Origin of the sequence: Burkholderia cepacia (genome assembly GCF_001039005.1) — a bacterium.
Classification (GTDB): Bacteria; Pseudomonadota; Gammaproteobacteria; order Burkholderiales; family Burkholderiaceae; genus Burkholderia; species Burkholderia theae.
This window is the reverse complement of record NZ_LDWR01000027.1, coordinates 100,121-112,983: the sequence shown is the minus strand read 5'-3', so window position 1 is coordinate 112,983 and position 12,863 is coordinate 100,121. Positions and strand designations below refer to the sequence as shown.

Genomic DNA, 12,863 nt, shown 5'->3' with positions numbered 1-12,863 from the left:
TACAGCGCCAATGCAATGACCAGCCACACCACCTGTTCGGCCGGCAGTCGCCGACGGCGAATACTGGCGCTACCGCTTGCCTGAACCGCTTGCTCAACCCATTCGTACGGCAAATGCTGACCCAGCCGGTTCCAGTCAAACGGCGGATGGGATTCGACTAGCAGGTGGAGATCGTCGGCCAGCATGGCGACGAAAGTTAACACCGTCGTGTCCCGTTTACAACAGGCTCTCGCCACAAACAAAAATGCCGTTCAGTTGCTTAACTGAACGGCATTACGCCGCAAGGCGGGCTTTTTCATTGCGGCGGCGCCCACGCAATCGGCTACCGGATCGGATTGGCTAGTGCGGAATACGCAGCGCCATGCGGCTGCGTTCGCGATTACGGCCGGCGATGCGAACGATCGCGGCCCGTTCGAGCGGGTCGACAGACGCGGCGCGCGGCCAGACGGCTCGCGCGCCGCATCCGGTCAGATCTCGATCTTTGTGCCGAGCTCGACGACGCGGTTGGCCGGAATCGAGAAGAAGTCGGTCGGCTTCGCGGCGTTCTGGTGCATCCACGCGAACACGCGCTCACGCCAGATCGACATTCCCGGCAGATGCGTCGGCACGACCGTTTCACGTGCGAGGAAGAACGACGTGTCCATCAGCTCGAACATCATGTCGTGCGTACGGCCGAATTCCTCGAGCACGGCCTTCACGTCCGGTGTCTCGTTGAAGCCGTACTCGGCCGTGACGATGTACAGCCCGCCGCCCGCATCTCGCGCGCTCTGGCGCTTGTCGTCGCGCACGTAAGGAATGTCGCGCGTGACGAACGTCAGGAAAATGGTCCGCTCGTGCAGCACCTTGTTGTGCTTCAGGTTGTGCAGCAGGCTGACGGGCACGAGCTTGTCGTTGCCGGTCAGGTAGATCGCGGTACCCGACACGCGATGCGGCGGATGCGCGAGCAGCCCCTGCAGGAACGGCTCGAGCGGAATGCCGTCGGCCGCCGTGCGCTCCTTGACGATGTGGCGCCCCTTGTACCAGGTCATCAGCAGGAAGAACAGCAGCGCGCCGATGCCAATCGGCAGCCAGCCGCCCTGCGCGACCTTCAGCAGGTTCGCACCGAAAAAGCCGAGATCGACCACGAGGAACACGGCGATGATCGCGCCGACCAGCAGGCGGTTCCAGTTCCACACCTTCACCATCACGACGGCCGCGAGCACGGTCGTGATCACCATCGTCGCCGTCACCGCGATGCCGTACGCCGCCGCGAGGTTGTCGGAGCTCTTGAAGCCGACCACGATGCAGAGGATCACGAACAGCAGCAGCCAGTTCACGACCGGCACGTAGATCTGGCCGATCGCGAGTTCGGACGTATGCAGCACCTTCATGCGCGGCACGTAACCGAGCTGGATCGCCTGCGACGTCAGCGAATACGCACCCGAGATCACGGCCTGCGACGCGATCACGGTCGCGACGGTCGACAGCACGACGAGCGGCAGCAGCCCCCATTCGGGCGCCAGCAGGAAGAACGGGTTTTCGATTGCCTTCGGGTTCTGGATCAGCAGCGCGCCCTGGCCGAAGTAGTTCAGCACGAGCGACGGCATCACGAGCCCGTATGCGGCGAGGCGGATCGGCTTGGCGCCGAAGTGGCCCATGTCCGCGTAGAGCGCTTCCGCGCCGGTCAGCACCAGCACGACCGAGCCGAGCACGACGTAGGCCTGCAGCAGGTGATCGGCCATGAACGACGCCGCGTAGTACGGGTTGATTGCCGCGATGATGCCCGGCACGCGCACGATGTGGTACACGCCGAGCGCGGCAATCACGATGAACCACAGCACCATGATCGGGCCGAACAGCTTGCCGACCAGTGCGGTGCCGTGACGCTGGATCCAGAACAGCGCGATCAGGATCACGATCGTGATCGGCATCACGAGATGGGACAGGTGCGGCGTCGCGATTTCGAGACCTTCGACGGCCGACATGACCGAGATCGCCGGTGTGATCACCGCGTCCCCGTAGAACATGCATGCGCCGAATATCCCGAGCGCCATCAGCGCACCCGCGACGCGGGTCTTCGAGTCGAGCGGCCGCAACGACAGCGCCATCAGCGCGAGCACGCCGCCTTCGCCGTTGTTGTCAGCCCGCATCACGAACAGCAGGTACTTGATGCCGACCACCAGGATGATTGCCCAGAACAGCAGCGAGATCACGCCGAGAATCGAACCTTCGGTGAGCGGAATGCCGTGCGCGGGGCTGAACGCCTCCTTGAGCGAATACAGCGGGCTGGTGCCGATGTCGCCGAACACGACGCCGATGGCTGCTATCGCTAGCGCCCGCATCGAGTGTTGTTGCGTCGAGTGCGGCGCGTGTGCTGCGTCGGTCGCGTGGATCGTGTCGTTCATATGAAGCGTAATAATCGGGTCCGGGTCGGACAAAACGAGCGCTATTCTACTCGCGCCCCCGTGAAACGCCGCCCTGCTCTGTTGCCGTGAAGCCACGTGATCCACGCCGCGCATGCAATCCGGCGCGAGCTGTGGCAGGGCTGCCATCATAGCCGGGGCTGCGCCGTCTGCCTACCGGATATACGGAGCGCGCGGCGCGGCACACCCGGCGCGCCAATGAAAAACGGCGCCGCAAGCGGCGCCGTACAAGGCTTTCGTTCAGTCGGCCGGCCGCTTACGCGCCCGAACCGTCGCGCTGCGCGCGACCACGCTTGATCCACGCCTCGAGGTTATGCGGACGAACCGTGTCCCATTCCTCGAACGGCTGATGAATCCACGGATTCGTCGGCAGGAACTGCGTGTGATAGTCGGGCTTGACCTTCGAGCAACCCTTGTACCAGAGCACCGCCGAACGCACGGCCGTCACGGCCGGATAACGCTCCTTCAGGTGCTCCTGCACACGCGCGAGCGTGACGCCCGAATCGACGAGATCGTCGACCAGCAGCACGTTGCCCGCGAGGTTGCCGCGCGTCATCGTGATGTACTGCGCGATGTCGAGGTCGCCCTGCTCGGTGCCGGCCGCCTCGCGGTACGAACTCGTCGCGAGGATCGCGAGCGGCACGTCATAAATGCGCGACAGCTGATCGCCGACGCGCAGGCCGCCGCGCGCGAGGCACAGGATCTGGTCGAACTTCCAGCCCGATGCATGCACCTGGAGCGCGAGGAGCTCGATCAGACGGTGATACTCGTCCCAACCTACCCACAGATTCTTGTCGTCGTTGCGCGGATCGGTCATCAAGTCTGCCGCCGTCATCGAAATTTGCTGCGTCATCTGGGGTTACACCTTGAACGGATGGCGGAGCAGAATCGTTTCGTCGCGGTCCGGGCCCGTCGACACCATGTCGACCGGCACGCCGGCCACTTCCTGGACACGGGTCAGGTAGGCCTGCGCGTTCGCCGGCAGTGCGTCCCACGTCTTGATGCCCACCGTGCTTTCCTTCCAGCCGGCGAACGTCTCGTACACGGGTTCGCAACGGGCCACGTCGGCTGCGCCGCGCGGCAGGATGTCCGCATCCTTGCCGTCGATCTTGTAGCCGACGCACAGCTTGACCTCGTCGAGGCCGTCGAGCACGTCGAGCTTCGTCATGCACAGGCCCGACACGCCGTTGATCTGGATCGAGCGGCGCAGCGCGGCTGCATCGAGCCAGCCCGTGCGGCGCGGACGGCCGGTGACCGAACCGAATTCCTTGCCGACGTTCGCGAGCGTGACGCCGACCTGGTCCTGGCGCTGCGGATTATCCGCATCGTACAGCTCGCTCGGGAACGGACCCGAGCCGACGCGCGTGCAATAGGCCTTCGTGATGCCGAGGATGTAGTTGAGCTTCTGCGGACCCACGCCCGCGCCGGCCGACGCCGCACCCGCGACGCAGTTGCTCGACGTGACGAACGGATAGGTACCGTGGTCGATATCGAGAAGCGTGCCCTGCGCGCCTTCGAACAGCAGGTTCTGGCCCGCGTTGTTCGCGTCGTACAGGCGGCGCGACACGTCGGCCACCATCGGCTTCAGGCGATCGGCATAACCGAGCATCGTGTCGAGCGTGGCCTGGAAGTCGACGGCCGCGCCACCCAGGTACTGGGTCAGCACGAAGTTGTGGAAATCGAGGTTTTCGCGCAGGCGGTCGGCGAAAGTCTTCGCGTCGAACAGGTCCTGCACGCGCAGTGCGCGGCGGCCAACCTTGTCTTCGTACGCGGGGCCGATACCGCGGCCCGTCGTGCCGATCTTGCCCGCGCCCTTGCGCACTTCGCGCGCCTGGTCGATCGCGATGTGGTACGGCAGGATCAGCGTCGTGGCTTCGGAAATGAACAGACGGTCGCGCACGTTCACACCGGCTTCTTCGAGCTCGCCGATTTCCTTGAACAGTGCCTCGGGGGACAGGACGACGCCGTTGCCGATGTAGCAGGCGACGCCTTCACGCATGATGCCCGACGGAATGAGGCGCAAGATCGTTTTCTTGCCGCCGATGATGAGGGTGTGGCCGGCGTTGTGGCCGCCCTGGAAACGCACGACGCCCTGAGCGTGGTCCGTCAGCCAGTCGACGATCTTGCCCTTGCCTTCATCACCCCATTGAGTTCCCACGACGACGACATTGCGCCCGGGAGTCACGTTCACTGCGCTGGCAGACATGTTGATTCGTTAGCTGGTTAAAAACGTATTCTACCTATGTTCGCGGGCGATTCCGAATTTTTCCGTTTCGCTTCAACGATATGCACGCCGAAGCACGGCCCGCGAACGCCTGTTTAACGGGGTTCGACCACCCATGCGCCATCGCGCTCGACGAGCGAACGATCGCATGCGAACTCGTCGAGCACGTGGTCGTGGCCCGGCAGCGCCTGGATCACGACCTCGCCCGCATCGCGCAGCGCCGAGACGGCCGCGCGCAGCGCGTCGTCCTGCACCCAGGGCGCGAGAATCGCGGTGCCGCGCGCCTCGATCGGCGAAATCCGGGCGAGCTCGCGCAGGTCGAGCGAGAAACCCGTTGCCGGTCGCGCACGGCCATACGCCTGGCCAACGTGGTCGTAACGGCCGCCGCGCGCGATCGCGTTCGGCACGCCGTCGATGTAGGCGCTGAACATCGCGCCGCTGTGGTATGCGTAACCGCGCAGGTCGGCAAGATCGATCGCCACTTCCACGCCCTTCGCCTGTGCAGCGAGTTGCGCCAGATCGTCGAGCGCCTGCGTGATTTCCGGCAGCACCGGCAACCGCGCACGCGCCTCGGCCAGCACGCTCGCGTCGCCGTAAAGGTGCGGCAGCGCGCGCAGCGCTGCGCGCGTATCGGCACCGAGATCGTCAGTCAGTTCGTTCAGCAGCGGCACGTCCTTGCCCGACAGCGCGTCGTACAGCGACTCGCCGCGTTCGGCGGCCTGCGCGTCGCGCGCGAGCAGCGCCGCGAGCACGCCCGCATGGCCGAGGTCGAGACGGATGCGCGACAGGCCCGCGAGGTGCAACGCGTCGAGCATCAGCTGCTGGATCTCGAGATCGGCTTCCAATCCGGCATGCCCGTAGATTTCGGCGCCGATCTGGATCTGCTCGCGCGTCGCGTGCAGACCGCGCGGGCGCGTATGCATCACGTGGCCCGCATAGCAGAGACGCGTCACGCCCTGGCGGTTCAACAGGTGCGCGTCGATCCGCGCGACCTGCGGCGTGATGTCGGCGCGCAGGCCGAGCGTGCGGCCCGACAGCTGGTCGACCAGCTTGAAGGTGCGCAGGCGCAGATCGGCGCCGCCGCTCGTCAGCAGCGACTCGAGATACTCGAGCAGCGGCGGCATCACCATTTCGTAGCCGTACGAACGGAAGCGGTCGAGCAGCCTGCGGCGCAGCTCCTCGATCTTGCGCGCTTCCGACGGCAGTACGTCGGCGATATTCTCGGGAAGTAACCAGGTCGACATTGGTACGGTCCTACGACGGGAAACAGCGCGCGACACGCGCGCCGCGAGATGAATCGGAAATTCGGAATCGGGCGGGACGAACGGCGGATGCGCCGTCCGGATCAAGTGGCGAGCAGCAGCAGCACGAGCCCGAGCGCCATCACGATCAGCCCGCCGATCCGGATATGATGCGGCGGCCGCTCAGCTATTCTACGAAACGTGTCGCGCCAGGCGACGGGAAACACGAAAGGGAACGCCCCCTCGATAATCAGCATCAGCGCTACTGCGAGCAACAACGAGCCAGCCAGGTCCATGCGAGCGACGGCGCCGCTCGACGCGGCGCCCCAAGGTCAATGTTTGCGGGGAGCAGGCGCCGCCGGTACGGCACCGCCCGTCGGGCTGCGCATGAAGCGGAAGAACTCGCTGTCGGGATCGACGACGATGATGTCGTTGCGCTTGAACGTGTTCCGGTAGGCCTGCAGGCTCGCGTAGAACTGATAGAACTGCGGATCGCGGCCGAACGCATCGGCGGCAATCGACGCGGCCTTCGCGTCACCCTCGCCCTTGATCGTCTGCGCGGACTTGTACGCGTTCGCGAGCACGGCCTGCTGTTCGCGTTCGGCATCGGCCTTGATCTGCTCGACGTCGGCCGCGCCTTCCGCACGCACCTGCGCCGCCTGATCGCGCAGCGCGCCGATCATCCGCTGATAGACCGCGTCCGTCTGCGCGGCCGGCAGGTCCACGCGCGTCAACTGGACGTCGATCACGTCGACACCGAAACCGGATGCCTTCTCTTTCGCCGCGTCGCGGGCCGCATCGGCGATCGCGCGCTGGCCGCCGAGCGCGTCGTCGAGCGCGCGCTTGCCGAACGCGTCGCCGAGTGCACTCTTCAACACGCCAGCCAGGCGTTCGGTGGCCGCTGCCGGATCGCCACCCGTCGCCGTGAAATACTTCATCGGATCGCTGATCCGGTATTTCACCGCATACGCGACGAGCAGGTCGTGCTTGTCTTCCGTGGCCAGTTGCAGCGGATCGGACGACTCGAGCGATTGCAGGCGCGTATCGATCAGCGTGGCCGTCTGCAGTGGCGGCGGCAGTTTGAAATGGATGCCGGGGCCCGCGAGTTCCGGCTGCGCGCCGTCGCGGCCCGACAGCACGGCCGCATGGCGCGGATCGACGGTGAGGACCGTCGAGGACGCCGCAAAGGCAACGATCACGATTGCGACGACGAGCGCAATGATTCGGTTCATGTTCTGCGCTCCCGTTACTTCAGATCGTCTTCGCGCGACCGGCTGCGAAACGCTTCGCGCGATCGCAGCACGTCGCTGCCCGACGCCGCGGCGGCCGGTGCCGCGCTGGCGGATGCGGCTGCTGCCGGCGCGACGGCCGCCGGTGCCGACGCCGCATCGGGCGCGGATGCGCCGCTGGACGCCGCGGCGTTTTGCCGCCCCTGCTCGACGAGCTTGTCGAGCGGCAGATACACGACGCTATTGCCGCCCTTGTTGCCGACGAACACCTTCGTCGCGTTCGAATAGATTTCCTGCATCGTCTCGAGGTACATCCGCTCGCGAATCACTGCAGGCGCCTTCGAGTATTGCGCGTAGACCTGCTTGAAGCGGTCGGCATCGCCGTCGGCTTCCGTGACCACGCGATCGGCATACGCCTTCGCTTCGTCGACGAGCTTCGCGGCATCGCCCTGCGCCTTCGGCAGCAGGTCGTTTGCGTACGCCTGCGCGGCGCGCTTCGCGGCCTCGCGCTCGTCGCGCGCCTTCGCGACTTCGCCGTAGGCGGCCTGCGTCTGTTCGGGCGCCGCGACGCTCTGCATCGTGACGGCCGTCACCTCGAGCCCCGACTGGTAGCGATCGAGATCGCGCTGGATCGCGGCGGACAGCTGCTCGCGCAGCGCGTCGCGGTCCTGGCTCAGCACGTCGGCCGCGCTGCGCGTGCCGACGATTGCGCGCACCGCGGCCTGTGCAGCCTGCGATACGCTGCGCTCCGGATCGACGCTGCGGAACAGGTAATCGGTCGCGGAACGGATCCGGTACTGGACGATGAAGCGCACGTCGACGATGTCGGCATCGCGCGTCAGCATCGCCGCTTCCTTCACGTTCGCGAGACGCACGACGTTGTTGCGGCCGATCTCGATCGAGCGGACCTGCGACGTATCGACGATCTCGTGCGACGCGAACGGATACGGCGCGCGCCAGTGCACGCCCTGCCCGACCGTGCCCGACAGCTTGCCGAGCTGCAGCACGACGCCGGTCTGGCCTTCCTGCACGACGAACAGCCCGCTGCCCGCATAGACCGCGACCAGCACTCCGATCACGATGCCGACGCCGACCCGCGCGGCCCGCCCGTTGTCGGGACGGAAGCCGTTGCCGCCCTTGCCGCCGAAAAGGCCGCTCAGGCGCCGGTTGAAGTTGCGCCACATCTCGTCGAGATCGGGCGGACCGTCACCGTCGCCGCTTTGCGGGCGCTTCGATTCGTTCGCACGGGGGCGGGATCCGTCTTTGCCATTGCCTTCGCCGCGTCCCCAGCGGGGATCGTTGATCGACAGCAAGGCGCGCATCCGCCGCCAGGTACTCCGCTCGTTGTATTCGTTCACCAGAGTTTGTTCACCAGATTAGACGCCGGCGTACCGGCCGGGACCGGTTAGCGCCCGTGTTCGGAAATCGTGTGGTCTTCGTGTGGTTCAGCGGACGCGCCGTCGAGCGGCATCGCGCCGGACAGGTGTTCCGCGGAGGCGATCTCGGCGATAGCGGCACGCAACGCGTCAAGACCCTGACCGGTGCGCGCGCTCAAAAAGACGCGCGAAATATTACCATACTCGTCCCGCTCAACCGCGTCGCCGCGGGCCGCCAGCTCAGGCACGGCGTCGATCTTGTTGAAGACCAGCACCTGCCGGATCGTGTCCGCGCCGATCTCGTGCAACACGCCGTTGACCTGCTCGATCTGTTCGAGCCGAACCGCACTCGACGCATCGACCACGTGCAGCAGCAGATCCGCGTGGATCGTTTCCTCGAGGGTTGCGCGGAACGCGGCAACGAGCTGGTGAGGCAGTTCGCGGATGAACCCGACGGTATCCGACACGACGATCTGGCCGACCTCGTCGCCAAGGTACACGCGCCGCGACGTCGTATCGAGCGTCGCGAACAGCTGATCGGCCGCATATGCCTGCGCTTTCGTCAACGCATTGAACAGCGTCGACTTGCCCGCGTTCGTATAGCCGACGAGCGACACCGACATCGTGCCGCTGCGCGCGCGCTGCCGGCGTTGCGTGCTGTGTTGCCGGCGCAGCCGGTCGAGCCGCGACTTCAGCATCTTGATCCGCTCGCCGATCAGTCGACGGTCGGTTTCGAGCTGGGTTTCGCCAGGACCGCGCAGGCCAATACCGCCCTTTTGCCGCTCGAGGTGGGTCCACGCGCGAATGAGCCGCGTCGACAGGTATTGAAGCTGCGCGAGCTCGACCTGCAGCTTGCCTTCGTGGCTGCGGGCGCGCTGCGCGAAGATGTCGAGGATGAGGCTCGTACGATCGATCACACGCCTGTTAAGTGCCCGCTCCAGATTGCGTTGCTGGGCCGGTGCCAGTGCGTGGTTGAAGATGACGAGTTCGGCGTTGTGCGCGTCGCAGGCAAGCCGCAGCTCTTCGGCTTTGCCGCTGCCGATGAACATCGCGGCATCGGGACTGGAGCGACGGCCCGTGAGGGTGACGGCGGGATGGGCCCCCGCGCTGGAGGCGAGAAGACTGAGTTCTTCGAGACTGGCTTCGAAATCGGTCTTGCCGAAATCGATGCCGACGAGCGCTGCGTTGATCAAATTATCAGGTGTCAAGATAAGGCGGCTGGCATCGGTCGCTCGCGGCGACCGGATGCCGGCCGCTGCGATAGGTTAGGACGTAGCTTCCGCGTCCGGGTGGAAATTCACCGGGCGCGCCGGCACGACCGTCGAGATGGCGTGCTTGTAAACCATCTGGGTCACTGTATTACGGAGCAACACGACGTACTGGTCGAACGATTCAATGTTCCCTTGGAGCTTGATGCCATTGACGAGGTAGATCGAAACGGGAACGTGCTCTTTGCGCAGTGCGTTCAAAAACGGGTCTTGTAACAATTGCCCTTTGTTGCTCATGGCGTACTCCATCTTTTTTTGCAGGTTGATCTGGATTGGCGGCGAAGAAAAAGAGATCCGGCGCCAATCGCTACACTATAGCCGATTTTGCCTGCCCCGCCCGGGGCGTAGGCCTTGCGGCCTATCCCTTGCGGGGCGTGCTTCAGCCCTTGTCCGCGTACGGATTGTTCGACGAACGGAACTCTATGCGCAATGGAGTCCCGATCAGTGAGAAAGTTTCGCGGAACCGGTTTTCCAGGTAGCGCTTGTACGTTTCCGTCACGGCGTCGAGCGCGTTACCGTGGATGACGATGATCGGCGGATTCTGGCCGCCCTGGTGCGCGTAGCGCAGCTTCGGACGCACCGGGCCGCGACGGCGCGGCTGCTGGAACTCGACGGCCTCGATCAGCGCGCGCGTGAGCTTCGGCGTCGGCAGCTTCGCCATCGCCGCCGCATACGCGTCGTCGACCGAGCGCATCAGCGTGCCGATGCCCGTCTTCTTCGTGGCCGAAATGAAGTGCGATTTCGCGAAGTCGAGGAATTTCAGCTTGCGGGTCAAATCCGCTTTCGCACGATCGCGTGCGTGGTCGTCGAGCCCGTCCCACTTGTTGACGCCGATCACGAGCGCGCGGCCCTGCTCGACGACGAAGCCGGCGATGTGCGCGTCCTGGTCGGAGATGTCCTGCTGAGCATCCAGCAGAAGAATGACGACGTTCGCATCCGAGATCGACTGCAGCGTCTTCACGACCGAGAACTTCTCGATCGCTTCGAACACCTTGCCGCGGCGGCGCAGTCCGGCCGTGTCGATCAACGTATATTTCTTGCCGTTACGCTCGAAGTCGACGTAGATCGAATCGCGCGTCGTGCCCGGCATGTCGAACGCGATCACGCGATCCTCGCCGATCAGCGCGTTCACGAGCGTCGATTTGCCGACGTTCGGACGGCCGACGATCGCGATCTTGATGCCGCGCGACGGGTCGTTCTCATCCTCTTCCGCCGGACGGTCCGCGTACGCGACCTCCAGCGCCTCGTTGATCATGTCGGTCACGCCGTCGCCGTGCGCGGCCGAGATCGCGCGCGGGTCGCCGAGCCCGAGTTCGTAGAACTCGGACGCAACCGATGTGTACTTCATCCCCTCGGCCTTGTTGACGACGAGGAAGATCGGCCGGCCGGTCTTGCGCAGGTAGTCGGCGATCGACTTGTCCTGCGGCGCGAGCCCGTTGCGGCCGTCGACGATGAACACGACGACGTCGGCTTCTTCGACCGCCTGGCGCGTCTGGCGCGCCATCTCGTGCAGGATGCCGTCCTTCGCGACGGGCTCGAAGCCGCCCGTATCGACGACCAGGTACGGCCGCTCGCCCGTCCGCCCCTCGCCGTAATGGCGATCGCGCGTCAGGCCCGGCAAGTCGGCGACCAGCGCATCGCGCGAACGCGTGAGCCGGTTGAACAGCGTGGATTTCCCCACATTGGGGCGCCCAACTAGGGCAATGACCGGTTTCATCTGTGTTTTCTACGGTGAAGCGCAGCAGCGGGAGGCCCGCTGCTGCGGGCGGCTGCGCTGAATGAAAATATCACGAATTCGCGCAGCGCCGGATGCGCGCGCCGGGCGCACGTTGCGCGCCGTCGTCTTTCGTCTCGAACTGCCTTTCAAATACCGAGCGGCCGGGAACACCGGCCGCCTTCAAATCGCCCGGCCCGTGCGCGCGGGACAAGCCCGCCGCGCCACGGCCGCGCAGGTTTCCTGCTCGTCAGCGCGGACGGAACCCGTACAGGCCGCCGTCCTTCGTCTGCACGACGAGCGTATTGCCCGCGAGGACCGGCGCCGCCGTGATCGCGCTGCCGTCGGTCTTCATCCGGGCGATGAAGCTGCCGTCTTCGCGCGACAGGAAATGCACGAAGCCCTGGTAATCGCCCATCACGACCGCATGCCCGAGCAGATACGGCACGCCGACGTCACGGCTCTTCAGCTTGTCGTTGCGCCAGAGCTGGTTGCCGGAGGCCGCGTCGTACGCCGTCACGACCGACCAGTCGTCGCCACCTGCGACAACCGAATCGTCCTGCGCAAGACCGCTGCGGCTCGAGAACGCCTTTTCCCACAGCGGGCGGCCCGAGTTCGCATCGAAGCAGCCGAGCTGGCCCTGGAACGTCACCGCGCAGGCTTCCGCGCCCACGAGTGTCGGCGGGCCGCTGACGTCGTTGATGCGCTCGACCTCGGTCACCCCTTTCGGGAACGACACGGGCGTTTGCCAGAACGGGTCGCCCGATTGCAGGTTGATCGCGACGAGGCCGCCGCCGGGGAAGCCCGCCAGCACCGCCGCGTCGCCCGCGAACGTCATGCCGGCCGACACGCGCAGGTTCAGCGGTACCGCGCGGTTGCGGTAGTTCCACTTCTGCTCGCCCGTCTGCGCGTTGAACGCGATCACCTGACCGTCGATCGTGCGGACAACCACGAGGCCGTTGCCGACGAGCGGCGGCGAGAAGATCTCGCCCTGCACGCTGGTCTTCCACAGTTGCTTGCCGTCCGGGCCCAGCACGAACACGCCGCCCTTCAGCGCGCCAACCGCGGTCAGGTTGCCGTCGCTGCCGACACCGGCCGACAGGTCGGAGTCGACCTTCGAGCGCCAGATCGTCTGGCCCGTCTTCGCGTCGATCTTCTCGACCGAACCGTTTTCACCCGCCGCATAGACGGCGTCGCCCACGGCCACCGGCGAGAACAGGTAGCGCCCACCCTTGCCGACGCTCGCCTTCCAGACCTGTTGCACGTCCATGACGGGCTTGAACTCGGTGAGCGGCGTCGGCACGCGGCGCGCGTCCTTCGACGACGAGCAGGCCGCCAATGCGAGGACAGCCGCCGCGCAGGCGACGGGCACAGCGTAACGTTTCAGCAAATTCATCGGTTAGCGAAGC

General features: G+C 65.5%; 12 protein-coding genes. All 12 read right to left on the bottom strand.

From position 1 onward, the window contains the following. Positions 1–185 (bottom strand): transposase domain-containing protein (locus VL15_RS40215; protein WP_196319597.1); only part of this gene is annotated, 185 nt, incomplete at its 3' end. Between the two features lie 282 nt (positions 186–467). Then, entirely contained in the window at positions 468–2,384 is a 1,917-nt protein-coding gene (locus VL15_RS16770; RefSeq protein ID WP_048246926.1) for a potassium transporter Kup, read from the bottom strand. A 274-nt stretch (positions 2,385–2,658) separates the two neighbouring features. Further along, positions 2,659–3,255: a phosphoribosyltransferase gene (locus VL15_RS16765; RefSeq protein ID WP_048246924.1), complete on the bottom strand. Its 597-nt coding sequence runs from the start codon at positions 3,253–3,255 to the stop codon at positions 2,659–2,661. Between the two features lie 6 nt (positions 3,256–3,261). After that, the gene (locus VL15_RS16760) at positions 3,262–4,608 is read right to left on the bottom strand and encodes an adenylosuccinate synthase (RefSeq protein ID WP_048246922.1); all 1,347 of its coding nucleotides are present in this window, start codon (positions 4,606–4,608) and stop codon (positions 3,262–3,264) included. A gap of 113 nt (positions 4,609–4,721) precedes the next feature. After that, positions 4,722–5,870, bottom strand: a complete 1,149-nt coding sequence (locus VL15_RS16755; RefSeq protein ID WP_048246920.1) for an ATP phosphoribosyltransferase regulatory subunit — start codon at positions 5,868–5,870, stop codon at positions 4,722–4,724. A gap of 101 nt (positions 5,871–5,971) precedes the next feature. Further along, a complete protein-coding gene (locus VL15_RS16750) occupies positions 5,972–6,163 on the bottom strand; it encodes a DUF2065 domain-containing protein (RefSeq protein WP_009687995.1) in 192 nt (63 codons plus the stop codon). 36 nt (positions 6,164–6,199) lie between these two features. Next, the gene (gene hflC / locus VL15_RS16745; RefSeq protein WP_048246918.1) at positions 6,200–7,099 is read right to left on the bottom strand and encodes a protease modulator HflC; all 900 of its coding nucleotides are present in this window, start codon (positions 7,097–7,099) and stop codon (positions 6,200–6,202) included. A 14-nt stretch (positions 7,100–7,113) separates the two neighbouring features. Continuing rightward, complete coding sequence (gene hflK, locus VL15_RS16740) at positions 7,114–8,454, bottom strand: FtsH protease activity modulator HflK (protein WP_048246916.1); 1,341 nt, start codon at positions 8,452–8,454, stop codon at positions 7,114–7,116. Between the two features lie 47 nt (positions 8,455–8,501). Then, positions 8,502–9,665, bottom strand: a complete 1,164-nt coding sequence (hflX, locus tag VL15_RS16735) for a GTPase HflX (protein WP_193099478.1) — start codon at positions 9,663–9,665, stop codon at positions 8,502–8,504. A gap of 72 nt (positions 9,666–9,737) precedes the next feature. Continuing rightward, a complete protein-coding gene (gene hfq, locus VL15_RS16730) occupies positions 9,738–9,977 on the bottom strand; it encodes an RNA chaperone Hfq (protein ID WP_047901242.1) in 240 nt (79 codons plus the stop codon). Positions 9,978–10,119: 142 nt separating this feature from the next. Beyond that, positions 10,120–11,457: a ribosome biogenesis GTPase Der gene (gene der / locus VL15_RS16725; protein WP_048246912.1), complete on the bottom strand. Its 1,338-nt coding sequence runs from the start codon at positions 11,455–11,457 to the stop codon at positions 10,120–10,122. A 247-nt stretch (positions 11,458–11,704) separates the two neighbouring features. Next, a complete protein-coding gene (gene bamB, locus VL15_RS16720) occupies positions 11,705–12,850 on the bottom strand; it encodes an outer membrane protein assembly factor BamB (RefSeq protein ID WP_048246911.1) in 1,146 nt (381 codons plus the stop codon). Between the last annotated feature and the right edge of the window lie 13 nt (positions 12,851–12,863).